The organism is Nitratireductor sp. GZWM139 (assembly GCF_030068685.1).
Lineage (GTDB): Bacteria > Pseudomonadota > Alphaproteobacteria > Rhizobiales > Rhizobiaceae > Nitratireductor > Nitratireductor aquimarinus.
This window is the reverse complement of record NZ_JAMQML010000014.1, coordinates 79727-100025: the sequence shown is the minus strand read 5'-3', so window position 1 is coordinate 100025 and position 20299 is coordinate 79727. Positions and strand designations below refer to the sequence as shown.

Below are 20299 nucleotides of genomic sequence, written 5' to 3'. Positions count from 1 at the left end.
ATCAGTCTCCAATGGGCAGTTCGGGATCGCGGATATTCTGGCTGGCAAGGCTATGGCGCACGCGGCGCAGCGGTTCAAGCACCTTCTTGCCGAGCGTCAGGGCCGTCGCCATGGCGATGATGTCGACGCTCGCCAGCAGCGCATACCGCATGGAGGAAGGTTTGTAGAGATTGCCGTCTTCCTTGAAGGTCAGCGGCAGAAGCGCGTCGCCGGCCTCGGCCAGCGGCGTGTTGGGCGTCGTCACCACGTAAGCCCGCGCGCCATACTGGCGGGCGATGGTCACCGCATCCATGACGGAGGGCGCCTGGCCCGAAACGGAAAACCCGATCACCACCGCTTTCGGCTCCAGAACGGAAGCGCTCATGCGCTGCAATTGCGGATCGGTGTGGGCGGTGACGTGCAGGCCAAGGCGAAAGAGCCGGTTCTGCAATTCCACGGCGGCAAAGGACGAGCTGCCGCCAGTGCCATAGATCAGGATCTGGCTTGCCCGGCTGATGCTGCGGGCCATCGGCTCCAGATCGATATCGGCCAGCGCCATCGACATGAGGTCGAGCGCGGCATGTGCGCCGGTCGCCACCTTTGCGACCACCTGACCGGAAAGCGGTAGCTCCTCCACCGGCGCGCTCGGCTCGCGCAGATAGGCCCCGCCAATGGCGAGCGCCTGCGCAAGGTGAAAACGCATGTCGCGCGTGCCGGGGAAACCGAGCGCCCGCGCCAGCCGCGTGATGGTCGGTTCGCTCACGCCCGCCCGTTCGGCGATCTGCGCAATCGGCGCATGCGCCGCGAAATGCGGGTCGGCCAGAATGCTCTCGACCAGACGAATTTCCGCGCCGCGCCCCCGCTCCAGCCGGTCCTGCAGCCGGGCGATGATATCGACCGTTCGTTCCGTGTCGTTGGGCGCGCGTTCGTCCATTTTCAGGCTGCCTTCAGTCGCTGGCCATTGTCGTGGTCGAACAGATGCACGTGCTCGACGGGCACCGCAAGCCGCAATTCCTCACCGGGCCGCGGCAGATCGCGGTCGCGCAGGACGACGCGCACATCCTCGCCCGCAATCGTTCCGAACACATGGATTTCCGGTCCTGTCGGCTCCACCACCGCCACTTTGAGCGCCAGCGGTCCCTGCGGGTCACGCACATAGGATTCAGGCCGGATGCCGATCGTGACCGGGCGTCCGTCGCCCGCGCCGGCGGCGATGGGCAGTTTGCTGCCATCGCCCAGAACGGCAACCGGCGCGCCATCGGCGCTTTCCGTCCGCGCCTGAAGGAAGCTCATGGCAGGCGAGCCGATGAAGCCGGCGACAAAGGTGTTTGCGGGGTTGTCATAGAGCTCCAGCGGCGTGCCCACCTGCTCGATATTGCCGCCATTCATGACAACGATCCGGTCGGCCATTGTCATGGCTTCGATCTGGTCGTGGGTCACATAGACGATGGTGGTGCCGAGCTTCTGATGCAGCGCCTTGATCTCGGTGCGCATCTGGATGCGCAGCTTGGCGTCGAGATTGGATAAGGGCTCGTCGAACAGGAATACTTTCGGATCGCGCACGATGGCGCGGCCCATGGCGACGCGCTGGCGCTGACCGCCGGAAAGCTGTCCCGGCTTGCGATCCAGATAGTCGCCAAGATTGAGAATTTCAGCCGCCTTTTTGATGCGGCGCTCCGTTTCGTCCTTGGGCTCGCCGCGCACGCGCGGACCGAAGCTGATATTGTCGCGCACGCTCATATGCGGAAAGAGCGCATAGGACTGGAACACCATAGAGGTGTCCCGCTTCTGTGGCGGGATATCGTTGGCGCGCGCGCCGCCGATCATGAGGTCGCCGGCGCTGATCGCTTCCAGCCCCGCAATCATGCGCAGAAGCGTGGACTTGCCGCAGCCGGACGGCCCGACCAGAACGACAAACTCGCCATCGTCGATGGCCAGAGACAGTTTCTCGATGACTGTCAGAGAGCCGTAGCGTTTGCAGATATCCGTCAGTTTCAACTCAGCCATGAAGGGGCTCCTTAGCCGGCGATCTGTTCGAGAAAGGGCAGGTTTCCGGCGGAAATGCCTGCATCCACGGGAAGCACCGTGCCGGTGATGCCGCTTGAAAGCGGGGAGGCGAGGAAAGCGGCGGCGCGCGCCACTTCCGTGGGCTCCACCATGCGGCGCAGCGGATAAAGCGCTCCGACCTTGCCGAGAATCTCCGGGTCGCGCTCGATGCGATGATCCCACGCCATGGTGCGAACGGAACCAGGTGTGATCGCATTGGCGCGGATCCCGTTCCGGCCTTCTTCCGTGGCGACCGCGCGCATCCAGGCGATCAGCCCCGCCTTGGCAGCCGCATAGGCGGGGTTGCCGTAATGGGAAAGCGCGTTGATCGAGGAGATGAAAACAAAGGCCGCACCGCCTTCGCGCTGGCGCAGGGCGGGCAGAAACGCCTGCGAAAGACGCGCCGCGCTGCGCAGATTGAGGTTCAGCTCATGGGTCAGCGCTTCGGGCGTGACATCATCCAGCGTTTCGGCGCGTGTCCACCCGGCATTGGAGATGATGGCGGAAGGGATCCCGTTTTCGCAGATCCGTTTTGCAGCCGCCTCGACCGCTTTATCGTCCAGCAGGTCGAAACGCTGCGCCTCGGCAACGCCGTCGAACGATAAGTCAGCCTCATCCAGATCGCACGCGACGACTGAAGCCCCGAAACCCGACAGAACCTCCACCATGGCCCGGCCAATGCCACCGGCCGCGCCCGTTACGACGATTCTCTGGCCACCAAGATCGATCATTGCACTCCCATTCATTCGCTCGTTTCGTCCGCCGCTTTTGTGCTCGTGTTTTTCGTTTCACAGGCAGACGGGGCGTCGGCAGTTACACCAGCCGACATCTAAAGCTTGCCGAAAAATCGTAATTTAGCAACACGATTGTGCGATTTTCCTTGCCAGAAGCGAATTTCTGTAAAAAAATTACATAAAAGATTGCCGCTCACGCCGAGAAGGCAGCCGGGAAAACAGGTCAGGCCGCCGCCTCCCGAACGGGAGATGGAACAGGAACCCAAGAGAGGAACAGGGAGACAGACATGAAAAGGACTGCACTCAGGACAGCCGTTGCCGGCGCTGCTTTGTTAGCCGCGATGGGATGGGCGCATGCAGAGACCGTGCGCGTGACCGTTGCGGAATACAGCTCGAAAACCGGCCCGTATTTCGAGGAAGCCGCAAAAGCCTTTGAGGAAGCCAATCCGGGCTCCGAAATCCAGGTCGAAGTGGTGCCGTGGGATGTGCTTCTGCAAAAGCTGACCACCGATATTTCCGGCGGCGCCAATGCCGATCTCTCGATCATCGGAACGCGCTGGCTGATCGACTTTGTGGATCAGGGCATTGCCGCGCCGCTCGATGATTACATGACTCAGGACTTCAAAGATCGCTTCTTCCCGGTCTTCCTTGAGCCTTCGGTGATGCAGGAAAAGACCTATGGGCTGCCGGTCGCCGCATCGGCCCGCGCCATGTATTACAACAAGGACCTGTTCGAGCAGGCCGGCATTACCGAAGTTCCCGACACGTGGGATGAGCTTGCCGAGGCAGCCAAGAAGATCGGCGCGCTGGGCGATGATATTGCCGGCTTCGGACTTCAGGGCAAGGAAATCGAGACGGACGTCTATTTCTACTATGCGTTCTGGGCCTATGGCGGCGAGCTGGTGGAAGAAGACGGCACGTCCGGCCTCGACACCGACGCCGGCTACAAGGCGGCGGAAATGTACAAGTCGCTGATCGATTCCGGCGCAACGCAGCCGGGCGTCACCTCTTACAATCGTGAGGACGTGCAGAACCTGTTCAAGCAGGGCAAGGTCGGCATGATGATCACCGCGCCGTTCCTTTCCAACCAGATCAAGGAAGAAGCGCCGGATCTCAAATATGGCGTGGCGGCCATTCCGGCCGGTCCCGAGGGTGACCGTGGCACCTATGGCGTGACCGATTCCATCATCATGTTCGAGAATTCCGAGAACAAGGATCTGGCCTGGAAGTTCCTCGATCAGCTGTTCACCACCGAATGGCGCGCCAAGTTCACCTCCGGCGAGGGCTTCCTGCCGGTCAATCCGGAAGTCGCGGCGCAGCCGGCCTTTGCCGACAATGCCGATCTGAAGGAGTTCACCGCGCTTCTGCCGGACGCCCGCTTTGCACCGGTCATCGCCGGCTGGGAGGAGATCGCGGCCACCACGTCGGATGCGGTCCAGACCATCTATCTGGGCAATGGCGAGGCCAAGGCCACGCTTGATGCCGCTGCCGGCGAGATCAACAGCATTCTCGGCAACTGATCACGGCCTGACCGAACCGGCATGCGCGGCCCAGCGCCGCGCATGCTGACTTCCAAGTTTCATCCGGCGATGAGCCGGCAAAACGTGACGGGACCATGATCCGCTCGCCTTTGACCAATCCCTATCTGCTGATCCTGCCGGGGTTCCTGCTCGCCGCGTTCATCATCCTGTGGCCGCTCTACCAGCTCGGCACGATTTCGCTCAATGACGTCAATCGTTTCGGCCAGTTGCGCGGTTTCAACGGTGTCGAAAATTACGTGGCGGTCTTCACCGATCCGGATTTTCTGGGCGCGCTGTGGCGCACCTTCATCTGGACCGGCGCCATTGTCATCGGCACGCTCGTCGTTTCCGTGCCCGTCGCCATGATCCTCAATGAGGATTTTTATGGCCGCGCGATTGCGCGCGTCATCATCATGCTGCCCTGGGCCGTGTCGCTGACCATGACCGCCATTGTCTGGCGCTGGGCGCTGAACGGCGAAAGCGGCATGCTCAATTCCGGCCTTCATGGCCTCGGTCTCATCGACCAGAACATCCAGTGGCTCGCCCGCGCCTCCACCGCCTTTCCGGTGCAGATCATGATCGGCATTCTGGTCACAGTGCCCTTCACCACGACGATCTTTCTGGGCGGCCTCTCCTCCATTCCCGACGATCTTTATGAGGCGGCGAAGCTTGAGGGCGCGTCGCGCTGGCAGACATTCCGCGAGATCACCCTGCCGCTGATGAAGCCGTTCCTGAACATCTCCATCGTGCTGAACATGATCTATGTGTTCAACTCGTTCCCGATCATCTGGGCCACCACGCAGGGCGGTCCTGCGAACTCCACCGACATTCTCGTCACCTATCTCTACAAGCTGGGCTTCCGCTTCGGGAAACTCGGCGAGGCCTCGGCCCTTTCGGTGATGATGTTCGTGCTGCTGCTTGCCTTCACCGTTCTCTATGTCTCGCTGGCCATGCGGAGGGAGCGCACATGAGCCCGAAGCTGAAGAAATCCTTCCTCTACTGGGCGCTGCTCTCGCCGCTCATCGTGTTGATCCTGTTCCCGTTCGCCGTGATGTTCATCACCGCGATCAAGCCGGCAAATGAAGTGCTCTCGCCCACCTGGTGGCCGCGCGAGCCGGCATGGCGCAACTTCATCGACATGTGGGCCGTAACCAATTTCGGCAATGCGTTGTGGAACTCGGTCTATGTTTCGGTTCTGTCGACCGTGCTGGCGCTCGCCGTCTCCATTCCCGCAGCCTATGCGATGAGCCGTTTCCGTTTCGCGGGACAGGGCTTCTTCCGCCAGTTCCTTCTGGTCACGCAGATGCTGTCGCCCATCGTGCTGGTGATCGGCCTGTTCCGACTGGTCGTGTGGCTCGGCCTGCTCGACAATGTGAATTCCATCGTCTTCGTCTATGGCGCGTTCAACGTCGCCTTCACGGTGTGGATGCTGCAGAGCTATTTCTCCACCATCCCGAAGGATCTGGAGGAAGCCGCCTGGATCGAGGGCGCGAGCCCGGCAAAGGCGCTGGTGATGGTGTTCCTGCCGCTTGCCCTTCCGGCGATGACGGTCACCGCCATCTTCTCCTTCATCAATGCCTGGAACGAGTTCGTGATCGCACTCACCATGCTGCGGCGGCAGGAGAGCTACACGCTGCCGATCCAGATCTTCTCGCTGGTTGCCGGCCGCTACACGGTCGAATGGCACCATGTCATGGCGGCCACGTTCGTCGCCACAATTCCCGTCGCCATCATCTTTGCCTGGTTGCAGCGCTATCTCGTGCGCGGCCTCGCCATCGGCGCGGTGAAATAGGTCTCAAAACGGAGTTTATCGATGACCAAGCAGTGCTTTGGCACATCCCATGTGCCGCTTTCCCCCGCCGTTCGCGCCGGTGACTTCGTCTACATTTCGGGCCAGGTGCCCGTTGGTGAGGATGGCGTTGTCGTTCAGGGCGGCATCACCGAGCAGACCCAGCAGGTGATGGCCAACGTCAAGGCCGCGCTGGCGCTCGCCGGCTGCTCGCTGGACGATGTGGTCAAGACGACCGTCTGGCTGGAAGACGCGCGCGATTTCGGCCCCTTCAACGCCGTCTATGGAAAGCACTTCCCCAAGGATCCACCGGCCCGCACCACCGTTGAATCGCGGCTGATGCTCGACATCAAGATCGAGGTCGAGGCCGTCGCCTACAAGCCGCTCTGATCCAGACAAACCGGAATCTCATCGCATGCGTGTCTTCACGGCGTCGCTCGCCACCGAAACCAACACCTTTTCGCCCATCCCCACGGATCGCGGGGATTTCGAGATGGCTTTCTACGCCGGACCCGGCGACCATCCCGAAACCCCGACGCTCTGTTCCGCGCCGATCCCGGTTCTGAGGAGGCGGGCGAAGGAGGAGGGGTTCACCCTGATCGAGGGCACCGCCACCTGGGCGGAACCGGGCGGTTATGTCCGTCTCGATGTCTATGAGGCGCTGCGCGATGAGATTCTCGATCAGCTACGGGCCGCCATGCCGGTGGACTGCGTGGTGCTCGGCCTGCACGGCGCGATGGTGGCGCGCGGGCTCGACGACTGCGAGGGCGATCTGCTCGCCCGTGTGCGCGAGATCGTCGGCCCCAATGTGATCGTTGCCGCCGAACTCGACCCGCACAGCCATCTGACGGCGAAGCGCGTTGCGGCGGCGGACATTCTCGCCGCCTTTCTGGAGTTTCCGCATACGGATTTTCTGGAGCGCGCCGAGCATGTGGTGGATCTGGCGCTGCGCGCCACGCGCGGCGAAATACGCCCCGTGATCTCCACCTTCGACTGCCGCATGATCGACGTCTTTCCCACGAGCCGCGAGCCCATGCGCTCCTTCGTGGACCGCATGAAGGCGCTGCAGGGCAGTAGGGGCGTTCTCTCGGTCTCGCTGATCCATGGCTTCATGGGCGGCGATGTGCCCGAGCTTGGCACGCAGGTCATGGTCGTCACGAACAATGCGCCGGAGGCCGGTGACGCACTGGCCGAAGAACTGGGGCTGGAGGTGCGCGGCATGCGTGGCGTGACCGCGATGAACAGCCTCTCCATCGATGACGCCATCGCGAAAGCCGGCGCCGGCGGCAGGAGCGGAAAACCCGTCGTGATCGCGGATATGTGGGACAATCCCGGTGGCGGAACCGCAGGCGACAACACCGCGCTTTTGCATGCGCTTGTTGAAAGCGGCATCACGCGCGCGGGTGTCGCGACCATCTGGGATCCGCAGGTCGTCGGCTTTGCCCATGGCGCGGGCGAGGGCACCATTCTCGACATGCGCATCGGCGGCAAGGCGAATGCGGCCAGTGGCACGCCATTTGACGGCACATTCGAAATCCGCAGGCTGGCGGAAGAAGGGTGGCAGACCTTCGGCACCAGCCGCGTCACACTTGGCCCGGCGGCTGTGGTGCGGCTTGTCGGCACCGAGATCGACATCGTGCTCAACACCAACCGCACCCAGACCTTCGAGCCGGATATCTTTTCCAATCTCGGGGTCGATCCGCTGGAAAAGCAGGTGCTTCTCATCAAGTCGACCAACCACTTCCATGCGGGTTTTGCGCCCATCGCGGAAGAGATCATCTACGCGGCGGTGGAAGGGTGCTATCCGAACAATCCGAAGACGGCGGGATACACCAAACTCGCCCGCCCAATCTGGCCGATAGACGAGAACGCATTCCAGTAGAAAAGCTGCGCTCAAATGCGGCCTGTTTGACCAATCGCAAAGTGTGCCTCCATGTCGACGGCTAGAAGGAGCCGTCGATATCAAGCGTTCGAAGCCGAACCCAGGAGACCATTCATGAAAGCGATCAAAACTGCCGCCGTGGCACTAGTTGCCGGCCTTGCCCTTGGCATCGTCGCAACGCCCGGCTTCGCCGCCGAGTTTGAGATCAGGATGCTCAACAAGGGCGAGAAGGGCGTGATGGTTTTCGAGCCGGATTTCGTTCGCGCGCAGCCCGGCGACACGATCAATTTCGTCTCGGTCGATCCCGGCCACAATGCCGAGACCATCAAGGGCATGGTTCCTGAGGGCGCCGAAACATTCCGCAGCAAGGTCAGCAAGGATTTCTCGGTGACGCTGACGGAAGAAGGCATTTACGGCGTCAAATGCACCCCGCATTACGGCATGGGGATGGTCGCCCTGGTGGTGGTCGGCGAGCCGGGAAATGCCGACGCTGCGGCGAAGGTCAAGCACCCCGGCAAGGCGAAGAAGCACTTTGCCGAACTGTTTGAAGCGCTGCCGGAAAAACTCGCCGCCAACTGATCCGGGCAGGGCTATGCCGGGCGGGTTTCCTGCCCGGCTTTAGTTCAGGGCCGGGGCCGCAGGAGGCTCCAGCGCAAGGCCCAGAAGCCCGGCAAGCGCGGAACGCTCGGCCACGAGATCGGCAAGCGAATAGCGGTCGAACACCGCCAGATATGCATCCAGCGCCTCGGCCACGACGCCCCTCAGGCGGCAGGCCGGGTTCAGTGCGCAGCGCGTCGCGCCACCGCCCATGCAGGCGACCAGCGCGAAACTTTCCTCCATCTCCCGCACCACCGCACCAAGGGTGATTTCCTCCGGCGCACGCACCAGCGCGATGCCACCGGAGCGGCCGCGCTCCGTGGTCACCACACCCATCTGCGAAAGCCGACGCGCGACTTTCAGCAGATGGTTGCGCGACAGATCATAGGCATTCGCCACCTCGCTCACCGTGCAACCGGCATCGCCCCGCAGCGCCAGATAAATCAGCATCCTGAGCGCATAATCCGTCTGCTGCGTCATACGCATGGCGTCACCCCTGCGCTGCGCCGGAAACCCTGTGGGAGCGCACCAGACCGAACAGGGCGCAAAGCGATGCGCCAAGCAGGAGTAGCGCTTTAAGGCCCTCGCCGGAAGCGTAGATGAAGTGATGCATGGAGGCTGGCAGCGGCGAACCGGCAATGACGGCAGCCATGCGCGCGTCAAGCACGGGCAGAAGCCAGAAGGATTGCACAGCGAGGATCACCACCAGAAGCGCCGTCGTCAGAAGAAGCACGCGTCGCCGATAAACGAACACCGTCGCCATCATCAGCAGGACGGCCAGCGCCCATTCAACGCGCGAAAAGGCTGCGAAGGTGACATTGCCGATCTCCAGCGCGACAGGCAGCGACATCGAGCCCGCCTGAAATTTCACCGGTGTGGCCAGAAAGGAAACGCCGCACACCATGCCCAGCCAGATGAGGGCGATGAAGCCATAGGCGGCGAGCGCTGCGGGGCTGGTTTCGTTCTCACGCATTGCCTGCACTCCTCGCACGCGCCGCATCCGGTCCGAGCGCTGCAGGCAGGCGGAAGAACATGGCCAGCCGCAGGCTCCTTGCAATGCGCTCGGCCCGCTCGACGAAGACCGCCGCGGTGCCCGGCGCGCACAGATCTGCAACCGTCTGCCGGAAGATGCCGAGCCAGATGTCGAAGTCGGATTCCTCGACGGTGGTGAGCTTCACATGCGCAGGCACGGGTCGGCCGTGATAGCTGCCATCCTTCAGGATCACGGCGCACCAGAAGTCCGTCATCTTTTCCAGGTGCGGTTCCCAGTCGTCCTTGATCTCTCCGGCGAAAATCGGGCCGAGACGCGCATCGCTGCGAACACGGCGATAGAATTCCCGCACCAGACGGCCGATGAAAGCGCGGTCCACCGCCGGGTCTTTCAGGGCCTCGTCCGGCTGCGGCCTTGGGCGCGCCGACAATGCATCGCTCATGGCATGCTCCTAAAGTGATATATTTGATGCCACTTTTATCATGAAGGCGCGTCCACTCAACAGACGCGATGTCGCAGCGCCGATCTGCCTGGCAGGCGAGGGGGCGGCGGTCTCAGCCATGGGTTGTGCAGCGCCTCTCATTTAATCTTGACAAAGATACTCATATTAATGATGATTGGGAACGAAAACAGCGGATCACTCGTGATGCAGTATCGTCTCCTTTCGCCAGAAAGCCTGATACCGACCGAAGACGTCGACCCCGACCGGGTTGCCGGGCTTCAGGACGTCATTCTGCGCCATGGCTTCTGGACCGTGCCCATCGCGGTCGAGAGGAACGCCCTGTTCGTGATGGATGGCCATCATCGTCTCGCCGTCGCCCAGCGCCTGCGTCTTGCCGTCGTTCCGGTCGTGTTGCGCGACTATTGCGATGTGAAGGTGGAGAGCTGGCGGCCGGGCATGACGATAACGCCAGCGCGCATCTTCGCGATGGCGCGCAGCGGCCGCAAATTCCCGAGCAAGACAACGCGGCATCTATTCGTGGAGGATCTGCCCGACTGCGCGCTGCCGCTTGGCCATTTGCGTCACCCGGGCATCGCGCCGCGTTTCTTCGGGCCAGCGCCCGAGGCGCGCCCGTGACGTTTCATGGCCACAAGCCCAGTGCCGGGCTCTCCCCCGTCTTAAGCCCGGAAATCGAAAGAGTTCTGGCCGAAGAAAGCACGCTTCTAATGGAGTGGATCGACCGGCACGGCTCCCCGCTCAACCTGATCTGGCCCGGACAGCTGGCGAAGAATCTTGCCGCGATGGAGGCGGTTTTCGCGCAGTGTCGCGTCGCCCATGCGGTCTATTATGGCGCCAAGGTCAACAAATCACCGGGCCTCATGGCCACGGCATTGAAAGCCGGTGCAGGCATCGACGTATCGAGCCTTTATGAGCTTCAGGACGCCCTGCATCTCGGAGCCGATGGGGGAAAGCTCGTGGCAACGGGACCGGCGAAATCCCGGGCGTTTCACGAAGCCCTGATCGATTGTCAGGCCCTGATTTCGGTCGATTCACCGGAAGAACTCGATGATCTGATCGCCCGCCTTCCAGACCGGGAGTGTGTGCAGCCGGTGCTTTTGCGCCTGCAGCCTGCCGGTCATGAAAAGAGCCGTTTCGGCATGCCCGCACCGCGCCTGCGCGCCTGCCTTGCGCGCATTGCCGCCGAAAAGAGACTGCGCTTCGATGGGCTGCATTTTCATATAAGTGGTTATGCCTGGGAGAAGCGCGCAGAAGCGCTGCTTGAGGCCGCTCCGCTGATCGCTCAAGCCCGCGCCATGGGGCTCGCCCCGCGCATGATCGACATTGGCGGCGGATTGCCGGCGCAATATGTCGATCCGCACGCCTATCGCGCGCATTTGCAGGCGCAGAGGCCTGACGATTATCGAACCGGAAGAGTGCCATCCGCGTTCTATCCCTATGGGGGCGCGCTTTCCGCCGCCGACTGGCTGCGCCATCTGCTCGACGCTCCCATGGGTGATGGCCACAGCGTTGCGGATTATCTGAAGCGCGAAGCGCTGACGCTTGGGCTGGAGCCGGGGCGCGCGCTCGCCGATCAGACGGCGCTGACGCTCTTTCGGATTCTGCGGGTCAAGGCGCTCACCGCCGATGACCATGTCATCTTCGTCGAAGGCAGCAGTTTCAGCGCCTGCGAGACGTGGTTTTCGTCCGAATTTCTGGTCGATCCGATCCTTTTGCCGACGGCGCGCGCAGCACGTTTATCCAGGCCCGTTCGTGCCTACATCGCAGGCCACAGCTGCCTGGATGAAGACGTGCTGTGCAACCGATGGCTCACTTTTCCGGTTGCACCACGCGCCGGAGACATTCTGGTCTGCGCCAACACTGGCGGCTACCAGATGGACCTCCTCGAAAACGAATTTCATCGCCACCCGATGCCGGGCCGCCTTCGCGTGGTTCAGGACTCAAATGGGCAGCCAGCTCTTGTTCCTGACTCACTGACGAGAGGCGCACATGCTTTGCAGCACCATTGGCCAGTTGATCGGTTATACGCCGGTCATGACGATCCCTGTGCCGAATAGCGACGCTACGCTGGCACTCAAAATCGAGAAGAACAATCCAGGCGGTTCGATGAAAGACCGCATGGCGCGCAGCATGGTCATTGCCGCACTTGAAGACGGAAGGCTTTCCCCCGGCGGGACGATTGTTGAATCCTCTTCCGGCAATACCGGCATAGGCCTGGCGCTTGCCGCACAGGAGTTCGGTCTGCGCTTTATCGCCGTGGTTGACCACCACGCCGCACCCGACAAGATCCGCACCATGCGGGCGCTCGGCGCGGAGATCCGCTTTGTCGAAGGCGATTTTCGCGAAGACGAGGTTGCGGTGGTGGAGCGGCAGCGGCTTGCCGCACAGCTTGGCGCGCAGCTACCCGGCGCGCTCTTCATGAACCAGTCCGACAATCCGGCGAACCCGGATGGCTATGCCGGCTTTGTCGATGAATTGCTCGTTCAGTTTCCCAGAGGGATCGACGCCTTTGTGGGCTGTGTCGGTACCGGCGGCTCCATGACCGGCATCGCCCGGCGTCTGAAGCGGCACAACCCGCGCATTCGCACGATCGCGGTGGAGCCTGCCGGCTCCATCGTCTTCGGCAAGCCGGGACATGCCTATTATCAGTCTGGCACGGGAACCCCGGCCGGCGACGAAGTGGGCAAAGTGCTCGATTACACCTGCATCGATGAAGGCGTGCAGGTTACCGACACGCAGGCGTTTGAAACCGCGCGCCATGTCGCCCGCCATCATGGTCTTCTGGTCGGGGGCTCCACGGGCGGTACCATCTACAAGGCGCTGGAATTCATCGCGTCGGGCCATCTTTCGGGCACGGTTGTCACCGTGGTGGCCGATGGCGGCGAGAAATATCTGGGCTCCATCTTCGATGATGACTGGATGCTCAAACGCAACCTGCTCGACCCCGCGATTGGCGAGCAGCTCGAATTCTGGCTCTCCGGCATGGCGTGCGCGGCATGAAGGTCACGATCTGCGGCGCGGGCCGCACCGGACATCTCAACGCAGTGCTTTTCAGGCAGCAGCCGAATGTCAGCGTTTCCGTCTTCACCCGGAACGCCGAACTGGCCGATTTTTGGGCCTCTGGCGAGGGCCAGTGGGAGGCGCACACCGCTGACGGCGGTGTGCTCTCGGCGCGGCCAGACTATGTGGGCGCGGATGCCGAGCGGGCGCTCTCGCAGACGGATCTCGTTGTGGTGACCCAGCCCGCACAGGCGCGCGCCGGGCTTCTTGAACAGCTTGCGCCACACCTTCCGCAGGAGAGGCGCGTCTTTCTCGGCGCGATTCCCGGCTTTTGCGGGTTCGACTGGCTGGCCGCCGAGATTCTGGCTGGACACGACAATGTCGTGATCTGGGGCATGAAGGATGTGCCCCACACGGCGTTCGACCTGACGCCCGGAAAGCGCGTGCGCATGGGCGGTGCAAAGGCGCAGCTTTATGCAGCGCTTCACCGCCGCGAGGATGACGCCCACGGTGCGGAACTGGCTGGCCTGCTTGCCAGGCTGTTTGCGGCCCCGGTGACGATGCTGCGCGACTATCTGGAAATCACGCTCACCCCCGGCAATGCGCTCATGCACCCGGCCGTGCTCTACGGCCTGATCGGCCCGGACGGGCCATGGCAGGGCAGAGCGTTCGACGCACCGGTCTGCTGGTGGAGCGATTGCCCGCAAAATGGCGCGGATCTGCTTGAGGCGTGTGATGCGGAAAATCAGGCGATCCGCCATGCGGCAGAGGCGAAGCTCGGCATCGATCTCAGCAGCGTGAAGCCGCTCCGGCAGGAATTGATCGAAGCCTATGGCGACCAGATCGGGGATGCCCGAAGCCTCTATTCGCTCCTGCGCACGAACCGCGCCTATGCCGGTATCGAAGCCCCCATGACGCCTGATCCGCAGGGGCGGGGGCTGGTGATCGACCGCGAAAGCCGCGCCTTCCACGAGGACATCGGTTTCGGGCAGGCCCTGCTGGTTGAGATGGCGAAACGGCTCGGCGTGGCGGTTCCCAACATCGCGAAAACCTATCGCTGGGCCTGTGATTATCACGGCGGGTTGGCCGAAACCGCGCCGGCCTATCTGCCCCGCAACTGGCCGGAGGCTGCGTGATGGATGACATTCGCCTTTACACCGCCGCCAGTCTCGATGAAGCGCCTTTGCGGGAAAACGCAGTGCAGAACGCACTACGAAGGCTCATCCGCTGCCTGTTCGCCGAAGGCCTGCTCGATCCGGCGGCCCTGCAATGGGCCGGGGACAGAAATGAGGCGGAACTTCCGCTCTGGCCATCGCGCCGGGTTCTCCATTTCGCTGATCTGCGTCGTGCGCCCGCCGGCACACTGCGCAATTTCGGACCGATGGAGCTTGTGGATGCGGCAGGCGTTCGCGCCCGCATCGAGCACCCCGTCACGCTGGTGCGGGCGATTGCCCCGAGCCTTGCCATGTCGCCCGCGGCCAATGGCATCACACATCTCCTGCGCGACATCGAAAACAGCATGGCAAACGACATTCTGGCGCGTCGCTACCGCGCGGATTGGAGCGCGGGGCTGCGACGCCGGATCGATGATGGGAAGGCCCCCGGCCTCCTTGCCTATCTGCAGGAGACCCTGCCGCCCCATCTGGCGGCGATGTTCCTCGATCAATGGGGCGCGCTTGAAGGGCACCCCTTCTATCCAACGTGGAAGGCGCGCCCGGGCCTCTCGGCAGAAGACGTGGAAGCGTTCTCGCCCGAGTTCGGCGCGCGGGTGCCGGTGCGTATTGCCGCGCTGCGCAGGGACTGGGCCCATGTCGAGAGAATGCCTCATGTGGCCGATTATTCCGACTGGTTCGCGCAGAATTTCCCCGATTGCTGGCGGGACTGGTCGCACCGGTTGGAGGCGTGCGGCCAGGTGGTAACGGAGTGGATACCGCTGCCGATCCATGCTTGGCATCTGACGCATTTCGTGCGCCACGAATTTGCAGACGAGATCGCCCGTGGCGTGCTCGACCCGGAAGGCCCCGACTTGGTGACGCTGCCTTCCATGTCGTTCCGCACCATGCTGCCGGAGACGCAAACCCCGCGCCCCTTCATCAAACTGCCGGTCGCGATCTGGATGACCAGCGAGCAGCGCACCCTGCAGGCCAAGTCCATCCATATGGGGCCGCGCCTCAGCACGATGATCCGCGATATCCTGATGCGCGAAGGGGAGGCGCTAACCGACAGGCTCGACATTTTCACCGAGGAGCTGGGCGCGATCCTCCGCGATCCCGAAACGGGCGATGAGCATCCCGGCCGCTTTCTCTCGGTTGTCTATCGCAACACCGATGTGCTGAAGCTTGCCGACGGTCAGATCGCGGTCGCCGTTGCCGCCCTTCTTGCCGAAAGCCCGCTCGATGGCCGGCCTCTCATCTGCGAGCTGATCGCCCGGGGAGACGAGGGCGGCGAGGGCGATGCGGCGGTGGAAGCCTTCTTCCGCTCCTATGCACGCACCATCATCGAGCCTGTGCTCACCATGTATCTGCTCTATGGCATCGCCTTCGAGGCGCATCAGCAGAACAGCACCATCCTGTTCGATGCGGCGGGCAGGCCACGAAAACTGCTGATCCGCGATTTCGGCGATGGCCGCAGCTTCGCACCGCTTTTCGAGGAACGCGGCTTCCGGCTGAAACCCTTCGTGCGGGAGGGCATTCTGCCCACCACGTTCGACGAGGATATCGGCCCGGTGCGGTCCTTCCTCATTGATGCCTGCTTCGTCTGCCATCTGCACGAGATCGCGCTCACCCTCACCGATCACTATGAGCGCGGCGGCACAGGCCTGTGGCGCATTCTCAGAGAAGAAGCGGAAAGCGTTTTCGACGCGCTGCGCCCGCGCATGCTGAGCGACGCCTTCTGGCAGCGGGAGCGAACGGCGTTTCTCGAAGAGCCCTGGCCGACGCGCTCCGTTCTGCGCATGCATCTGGAGCGATACCGCGACTACCGCGCCGAGCACACGCTGCCCAATCCGCTGGCGGAGGTGCAATGACGCTCACGGCAACGGTCATTCGCGGCTTCGGGCCGGTCTTTGTTCTGCTCTTTGCGCTGCAATTCGTTTCCATGGGCGCAATGGAGATGAGCGGGCCGTTCTGGCCGCTGCACATCGAGGCGCTGAGCGCTTCTGAAAACGCCTTCGCCCTTGCCGGCATCGGCGTCTACGTGCTCCCCATGCTCGGCATGTCGCTGACCAGCGCTTTCTGGGGGCGGATGGGAGACCGCTACGGCAACCGGTTGATGATGGTGCGCGCGCTTGCGGGGCTGGCCGTCACGCAATTGCTGGTGGCCTTCGCAACCGATGTGTGGACCATCATGGCCCTGCGCTTTTTGCAGGGGGGATGCGCGGGCTATATCGCCCCAGCGCAGGCCTATGGGGTTCAGGTCACCGGGGGCAGGGACCGCACAAGCCTGTTCGCCTGGCTCCAGGTGGCCACCAATGTGGGCTCGCTTGGCGGCGCGTTTCTGGGCGGGCTGATCCTCGATGCCTATCCCTTCGCCGTGATCAACCTCACCGCCGGCGCGGTCTGCGCCCTCTGCGCCCTTGTCGCCTGGCTAAGCCTGCCGACACCGCAGGGCGAAGCGCCCGCCGTGGGCGCGGGCAGGGTGCAGGCGCGGCCGGCCGAAGCGCCTGTCACCGCGCTCTTTGTTTTGATGAGCACGCTCATTGCCAGCCGCATGGTGCTTCAGGTTCCGTTTGCGCTTTACATGACGCAGGTCTTCGGCGCGGCCCACTGGGTTGCCGGCTTCAGCTACGGCCTGCTCGCTCTCGGTTTCGTGCTTGCCGCGCCGCTGTGGGCGCGGTTCCTCGAAGAGCGGCCCAACGCCTTTGTGCTGGGCTGGAGCGTGCTGATCTCGACCGCGTGCCTGCTCGTCACGCATCTCGCCGGGGCCACCAGCTCCGTTGCGACGTTCACCATGCTCTATTTCCTCTGGGGTGTGCTTCTGGGCGGCACCACGCCCGTTCTGCTCTCGCTTGTCTCGGCAGCCACGCCGGGCGACCGGCAGGGGCGGGCGCTTGGCCTCGCGCAAAGCTGGCAGCAGGGCGCATCCGTGATCGGCATCACCGCCGGCGTCATCGCAACGCGGCTCTTGGGACTGGAAGCCGCGTTCCCACTCGTCTCATCCCTCTACGCCCTCTCCACCTGCATCGCGCTCGGCACATGGCTGAGGGAGCGACACTCAAACAAACAGGAGATTTCAAATGACTGAAAGACGAACCCTGCTTGGCTCCATCGCCATGGCAGTTCTGCTGACCCTGACCGTGCCATCAGGGTTGGCTCTTGCCAAAGACAGGCCGGCGGCTCAGGCGCAGGCACCGCTTGTCGTGACCGATATTGCAGGCCGCGAGGTCGCCGTTCAGGCGCCCGTTCAGCGGATATTGCTGGGCGAGGGCAGACAGCTTTACCTCATTGCATCGCTCGCCCCGGAAAACCCGCTTTCGCTCATCGTCGCCTGGCGCAACGACTTGATCGAGGCGGACCCCGCCACCTATGCGCAGTATCTGATGGCGTTTCCCGAGCTTGCGGACCTCACCACGTTCAAGGGGCAGGAAGACAGTCTGATCGATATCGAGTCGGCCATCATCCAGAAGCCCGATGTGGTTCTGCTCAACCTCGAGGCCATGCGCGCCAATGAGGACGCCGAATATGTCGAGAAGCTCGCCGCGCTCGATATTCCGGTTCTCTATGTGGACTTCCGGCACATGCCGCTCGAAAACACCGATCCGACAATCCGCCTTCTCGGCAAGATCATGGGCCGCGAGGACAGGGCCGAGGAAATCGTCGCCTTTCGGCGCAAGGCAATGGCCGAGGTGACCGATGTCATCGCCGCGCAGAGGCCTGAACGACCGAACGTGTTCATCGAGCGCATCGGCGGCTATTCGGAGGAATGCTGCCTCACATTCGGGCCGGAGAATTTTGGCAAATATGTCGAGCTCGCCGGCGGCCACAATATCGGCAGCGATTTCCTGCCCGCGACCTTCGGCCAGCTCAACCCGGAGCAGGTGATCGTCTCCAATCCGGAGCATGTGGTCGTTACCAGCGCGGACTGGGAAGCCTATGTTCCAGGCGGACGCTGGATACCGGTCGGTCCGGGCGAAGACACCGAAAACGCGCGCGAAAAGCTGGACTGGTACACGACGCGCAATGCCTATGCCGGCACCGAGGCGCAGGAAAAGCAGAATTTCCACGGCATCTGGCACCAGTTCTACAACAGCCCCTATGATTTCGTGGCCGTGCAGCAGATGGCGAAATGGTTCCATCCCGAGCTCTTTGCCGATCTGGACCCGGACGAGACATTTGCGGAATATCACCGCCGCTTCCTGCCCGTGGACTATCTGCCGGGCTACGCCGTGAGCCTGTCCGACAATCCGTCATGACCGGCATTCGCAGTGAAACAGCGCCCCTTTCGGGGCGCACCTCCTATCAGGCGCTGACCCTGCGGCGAAAGCTCGTTCTCGCCGCACTCTCCGTCGCTCTCGTTCTTGCGCTGATCGGTGACATCGCCACCGGCCCTGCAAGCTATGGCCTTTGGGATGTGGCGCGCACGCTGATCGCGCCGGCCGAGGCCGATGCGCAGATGCGGGTCATCGTCTGGTCCATCCGCACGCCGGCCGCCTTAATGGCCATCGTCGTGGGCATGGCGCTCGCCATTGGCGGGGCGCAGATGCAGACCATTTTGAACAACCCGCTGGCGAGCCCCTTCACGCTGGGCATTTCAGCCGGCGCGAGCTTCGGCGCGGCGCTGGCCATCGCCTTCGGTGTCGCGCTCATTCCGGCAGCGGGCGAATATGTGGTTGCGGTCAACGCTTTCGTGGTCGCCATGGCGACGGCCTGCCTCATCCACATGGCGAGCATCAGGCGCGGGGCGTCCATCCAGACCATCGTTCTGTTCGGCATCGCGCTTGTCTTCAGCTTCAACACCGCGCTCGCCATCACCCAGTATTTCGCCAATCAGGAGGCGGTTGCTGCCATCGTGTTCTGGACCATGGGGAGCCTCGCCAAGGCCACATGGCCAAAATTCTTCATGACCGCGTTTGCCGTGGCCATCACGCTGCCGATCTTCCTGCGCCGCCGCTGGCAGCTTTCCGCGCTGCGGCTGGGCGAGGCGAGGGCGGCCAGCTTCGGCATACCGGTGCGCCGCCTGCGGCTTGAAACGCTGATCCTCGTATCGCTCCTTTCGGCCATTCCGGTGGCCTTTGTGGGCACGATCGGCTTCGTGGGGCTCGTCGGCCCGCATATCGCGCGCATGATGGTGGGCGAGGACCAGCGTTTTCTCCTGCCGGCAAGCGCGTTGACCGGCGCGCTGATCATGTCGCTGAGTTCGATCCTGGCAAAGGTCGCCGTGCCCGGCGTCGTGCTGCCCATCGGTATCGTGACCGCGGCCGTCGGCCTGCCGGTCTTCCTCTATCTGATCCTCAAGAACGGGAGAGAGATATGGTAGTTTTGAGCACGGATCGCCTCGGCGTCCGCTTCGGGTCGCGCGATGTGCTGCGCGACATCACGCTGCCGCCCTGCGACGGCGGCAAGGTGGTTGCCATTGTCGGCCCCAACGCGGCGGGCAAGTCGACCCTCTTCCGCCGCATCGCCGCCCTTCTGCCAGGGCCGGGCTCCTTCAGCATCAGAAATGTGCGCGATCCCGCCCGGGCCATCGCCTACATGCCGCAGGACCAGAGCGGCAGTGCGGTTCTGACCGTCTTCGAGGCCGTTCTTCTGGCCCGCAAGCAGGTGAGCGGCTGGCGGCTGCGAAACGGTGACCTGATGGCGGTCGACCAGACGCTTCAAACGCTTGGCATCGACCATCTCGCCGACGAGGTGTTGTCGGAACTGAGTGGCGGGCAGCGCCAGCTTGTCGGGCTTGCCCAGTGCCTCGTGCGCGATCCGCAGGTGTTGCTTCTGGACGAGCCGACCAGCGCGCTCGACATGAACCGCCAGCTGGAAGCCCTGAGCTGTGTGCGCGGGCTGGCGCGCGAAAAGGACATGCTCGTCCTGATCGCGCTGCACGACCTCAACCTGGCGCTGAAATTCGCCGACGAGGTGGCGATTCTGTCAAACGGAACGCTTCATGCTTTTGGGCCGGCGGCCAATGTACTGACCCCCGACAACCTCGCCACCAGCTTCCGCGTGCGCGCCCGCGTCGAGCCCTGCTCACGGGGCGAACCGCATCTCATCGTGGATGAGGCGATCTGAGGGAGCCATTCGACGTTCAGTCTTGCGCGACCCGCCCGGAAATGCTTCGAACCGGCTGCAATCTATAACTGTTGTGGCTGA

Annotated in this window: 21 protein-coding genes; 15 read left to right on the top strand and 6 right to left on the bottom strand. The window is 63.1% G+C overall.

Annotated features, from left to right (window positions below):
- Position 1: 1 nt before the first annotated feature.
- Genes NDI72_RS16885 through NDI72_RS16875 form a run of 3 tightly spaced genes read right to left on the bottom strand, consistent with a single transcriptional unit; the run spans position 2 to position 2756 of the window.
- Positions 2–913 carry a MurR/RpiR family transcriptional regulator gene (locus NDI72_RS16885; RefSeq protein ID WP_113157066.1) on the bottom strand — a complete coding sequence of 304 codons (912 nt, stop codon included), beginning with the start codon at positions 911–913 and terminating at the stop codon, positions 2–4.
- A 2-nt stretch (positions 914–915) separates the two neighbouring features.
- The gene (locus NDI72_RS16880) at positions 916–1986 is read right to left on the bottom strand and encodes an ABC transporter ATP-binding protein (protein ID WP_113157065.1); all 1071 of its coding nucleotides are present in this window, start codon (positions 1984–1986) and stop codon (positions 916–918) included.
- 11 nt (positions 1987–1997) lie between these two features.
- Positions 1998–2756 carry an SDR family NAD(P)-dependent oxidoreductase gene (locus NDI72_RS16875; protein WP_283801084.1) on the bottom strand — a complete coding sequence of 253 codons (759 nt, stop codon included), beginning with the start codon at positions 2754–2756 and terminating at the stop codon, positions 1998–2000.
- A 290-nt stretch (positions 2757–3046) separates the two neighbouring features.
- Here NDI72_RS16875 and NDI72_RS16870 point away from each other — a divergent pair, with 290 nt between their 5' ends.
- The 6 genes from NDI72_RS16870 to NDI72_RS16845 all read left to right on the top strand — a co-directional run bounded on the left by NDI72_RS16870 (position 3047) and on the right by NDI72_RS16845 (position 8529).
- On the top strand, positions 3047–4279 hold the full coding sequence (locus NDI72_RS16870) for an ABC transporter substrate-binding protein (RefSeq protein WP_283801083.1): 1233 nt from the start codon (positions 3047–3049) through the stop codon (positions 4277–4279).
- Between the two features lie 95 nt (positions 4280–4374).
- Positions 4375–5250 carry a carbohydrate ABC transporter permease gene (locus NDI72_RS16865; RefSeq protein ID WP_113157062.1) on the top strand — a complete coding sequence of 292 codons (876 nt, stop codon included), beginning with the start codon at positions 4375–4377 and terminating at the stop codon, positions 5248–5250.
- Entirely contained in the window at positions 5247–6071 is an 825-nt protein-coding gene (locus NDI72_RS16860; RefSeq protein WP_113157061.1) for a carbohydrate ABC transporter permease, read from the top strand. Before NDI72_RS16865 ends, NDI72_RS16860 begins: the two co-directional genes overlap by 4 nt.
- 21 nt (positions 6072–6092) lie before the next feature.
- Positions 6093–6458 carry a RidA family protein gene (locus tag NDI72_RS16855; protein ID WP_113157060.1) on the top strand — a complete coding sequence of 122 codons (366 nt, stop codon included), beginning with the start codon at positions 6093–6095 and terminating at the stop codon, positions 6456–6458.
- A 25-nt stretch (positions 6459–6483) separates the two neighbouring features.
- Positions 6484–7950: a M81 family metallopeptidase gene (locus NDI72_RS16850; protein WP_283801081.1), complete on the top strand. Its 1467-nt coding sequence runs from the start codon at positions 6484–6486 to the stop codon at positions 7948–7950.
- A 114-nt stretch (positions 7951–8064) separates the two neighbouring features.
- The gene (locus NDI72_RS16845) at positions 8065–8529 is read left to right on the top strand and encodes a pseudoazurin (protein ID WP_113157058.1); all 465 of its coding nucleotides are present in this window, start codon (positions 8065–8067) and stop codon (positions 8527–8529) included.
- 39 nt (positions 8530–8568) lie between these two features.
- On the opposite strand, the gene NDI72_RS16840 is transcribed toward NDI72_RS16845, so the two are convergent.
- Genes NDI72_RS16840 through NDI72_RS16830 form a run of 3 tightly spaced genes read right to left on the bottom strand, consistent with a single transcriptional unit; the run spans position 8569 to position 9980 of the window.
- Positions 8569–9033: an RrF2 family transcriptional regulator gene (locus NDI72_RS16840; RefSeq protein ID WP_283801079.1), complete on the bottom strand. Its 465-nt coding sequence runs from the start codon at positions 9031–9033 to the stop codon at positions 8569–8571.
- Between the two features lie 4 nt (positions 9034–9037).
- On the bottom strand, positions 9038–9520 hold the full coding sequence (locus NDI72_RS16835; RefSeq protein WP_283801077.1) for a hypothetical protein: 483 nt from the start codon (positions 9518–9520) through the stop codon (positions 9038–9040).
- On the bottom strand, positions 9513–9980 hold the full coding sequence (locus tag NDI72_RS16830) for a group III truncated hemoglobin (RefSeq protein ID WP_206548946.1): 468 nt from the start codon (positions 9978–9980) through the stop codon (positions 9513–9515). The genes NDI72_RS16835 and NDI72_RS16830 overlap by 8 nt, the downstream gene beginning before the upstream one ends.
- A 204-nt stretch (positions 9981–10184) precedes the next feature.
- On the opposite strand from NDI72_RS16830, the gene NDI72_RS16825 reads away from it, so the two are divergent.
- From NDI72_RS16825 to NDI72_RS16785, 9 genes are read left to right on the top strand one after another with little or no spacing between them, the layout of a single operon-like run.
- Positions 10185–10616: a ParB N-terminal domain-containing protein gene (locus NDI72_RS16825; protein ID WP_283801076.1), complete on the top strand. Its 432-nt coding sequence runs from the start codon at positions 10185–10187 to the stop codon at positions 10614–10616.
- Entirely contained in the window at positions 10613–12055 is a 1443-nt protein-coding gene (locus NDI72_RS16820) for a Y4yA family PLP-dependent enzyme (protein ID WP_283801074.1), read from the top strand. The genes NDI72_RS16825 and NDI72_RS16820 overlap by 4 nt, the downstream gene beginning before the upstream one ends.
- Positions 11988–12998, top strand: coding sequence for a cysteine synthase family protein (locus NDI72_RS16815; RefSeq protein WP_113157054.1), 1011 nt, complete (start codon positions 11988–11990; stop codon positions 12996–12998). The genes NDI72_RS16820 and NDI72_RS16815 overlap by 68 nt, the downstream gene beginning before the upstream one ends.
- Entirely contained in the window at positions 12995–14134 is a 1140-nt protein-coding gene (locus NDI72_RS16810; protein WP_283801072.1) for an NAD/NADP octopine/nopaline dehydrogenase family protein, read from the top strand. Before NDI72_RS16815 ends, NDI72_RS16810 begins: the two co-directional genes overlap by 4 nt.
- A complete protein-coding gene (locus tag NDI72_RS16805) occupies positions 14134–16023 on the top strand; it encodes an IucA/IucC family protein (RefSeq protein WP_283801071.1) in 1890 nt (629 codons plus the stop codon). Before NDI72_RS16810 ends, NDI72_RS16805 begins: the two co-directional genes overlap by 1 nt.
- Positions 16020–17240, top strand: a complete 1221-nt coding sequence (locus tag NDI72_RS16800) for an MFS transporter (RefSeq protein WP_283801070.1) — start codon at positions 16020–16022, stop codon at positions 17238–17240. Before NDI72_RS16805 ends, NDI72_RS16800 begins: the two co-directional genes overlap by 4 nt.
- The gene (locus NDI72_RS16795; RefSeq protein WP_283801068.1) at positions 17233–18408 is read left to right on the top strand and encodes an ABC transporter substrate-binding protein; all 1176 of its coding nucleotides are present in this window, start codon (positions 17233–17235) and stop codon (positions 18406–18408) included. The genes NDI72_RS16800 and NDI72_RS16795 overlap by 8 nt, the downstream gene beginning before the upstream one ends.
- Positions 18405–19472 (top strand): FecCD family ABC transporter permease, encoded by a 1068-nt coding sequence (locus NDI72_RS16790; RefSeq protein ID WP_206553084.1) that lies wholly within the window; start codon positions 18405–18407, stop codon positions 19470–19472. Before NDI72_RS16795 ends, NDI72_RS16790 begins: the two co-directional genes overlap by 4 nt.
- Complete coding sequence (locus NDI72_RS16785; RefSeq protein WP_113157050.1) at positions 19466–20218, top strand: ABC transporter ATP-binding protein; 753 nt, start codon at positions 19466–19468, stop codon at positions 20216–20218. Before NDI72_RS16790 ends, NDI72_RS16785 begins: the two co-directional genes overlap by 7 nt.
- Positions 20219–20299 lie beyond the last annotated feature (81 nt).

Coding starts and splice junctions, on each gene's coding strand:
- NDI72_RS16880 (WP_113157065.1), bottom strand. CDS start 1,986: ATGGCTGAGTTGAAACTGACGGATATCTGCAAACGCTACGGCTCTCTG.
- NDI72_RS16810 (WP_283801072.1), top strand. CDS start 12,995: ATGAAGGTCACGATCTGCGGCGCGGGCCGCACCGGACATCTCAACGCA.
- NDI72_RS16815 (WP_113157054.1), top strand. CDS start 11,988: ATGCTTTGCAGCACCATTGGCCAGTTGATCGGTTATACGCCGGTCATG.
- NDI72_RS16870 (WP_283801083.1), top strand. CDS start 3,047: ATGAAAAGGACTGCACTCAGGACAGCCGTTGCCGGCGCTGCTTTGTTA.
- NDI72_RS16840 (WP_283801079.1), bottom strand. CDS start 9,033: ATGCGTATGACGCAGCAGACGGATTATGCGCTCAGGATGCTGATTTAT.
- NDI72_RS16875 (WP_283801084.1), bottom strand. CDS start 2,756: ATGATCGATCTTGGTGGCCAGAGAATCGTCGTAACGGGCGCGGCCGGT.
- NDI72_RS16845 (WP_113157058.1), top strand. CDS start 8,065: ATGAAAGCGATCAAAACTGCCGCCGTGGCACTAGTTGCCGGCCTTGCC.
- NDI72_RS16825 (WP_283801076.1), top strand. CDS start 10,185: ATGCAGTATCGTCTCCTTTCGCCAGAAAGCCTGATACCGACCGAAGAC.
- NDI72_RS16790 (WP_206553084.1), top strand. CDS start 18,405: ATGACCGGCATTCGCAGTGAAACAGCGCCCCTTTCGGGGCGCACCTCC.
- NDI72_RS16800 (WP_283801070.1), top strand. CDS start 16,020: ATGACGCTCACGGCAACGGTCATTCGCGGCTTCGGGCCGGTCTTTGTT.
- NDI72_RS16865 (WP_113157062.1), top strand. CDS start 4,375: ATGATCCGCTCGCCTTTGACCAATCCCTATCTGCTGATCCTGCCGGGG.
- NDI72_RS16860 (WP_113157061.1), top strand. CDS start 5,247: ATGAGCCCGAAGCTGAAGAAATCCTTCCTCTACTGGGCGCTGCTCTCG.
- NDI72_RS16805 (WP_283801071.1), top strand. CDS start 14,134: ATGGATGACATTCGCCTTTACACCGCCGCCAGTCTCGATGAAGCGCCT.
- NDI72_RS16850 (WP_283801081.1), top strand. CDS start 6,484: ATGCGTGTCTTCACGGCGTCGCTCGCCACCGAAACCAACACCTTTTCG.
- NDI72_RS16830 (WP_206548946.1), bottom strand. CDS start 9,980: ATGAGCGATGCATTGTCGGCGCGCCCAAGGCCGCAGCCGGACGAGGCC.
- NDI72_RS16835 (WP_283801077.1), bottom strand. CDS start 9,520: ATGCGTGAGAACGAAACCAGCCCCGCAGCGCTCGCCGCCTATGGCTTC.
- NDI72_RS16855 (WP_113157060.1), top strand. CDS start 6,093: ATGACCAAGCAGTGCTTTGGCACATCCCATGTGCCGCTTTCCCCCGCC.
- NDI72_RS16785 (WP_113157050.1), top strand. CDS start 19,466: ATGGTAGTTTTGAGCACGGATCGCCTCGGCGTCCGCTTCGGGTCGCGC.
- NDI72_RS16885 (WP_113157066.1), bottom strand. CDS start 913: ATGGACGAACGCGCGCCCAACGACACGGAACGAACGGTCGATATCATC.
- NDI72_RS16795 (WP_283801068.1), top strand. CDS start 17,233: ATGACTGAAAGACGAACCCTGCTTGGCTCCATCGCCATGGCAGTTCTG.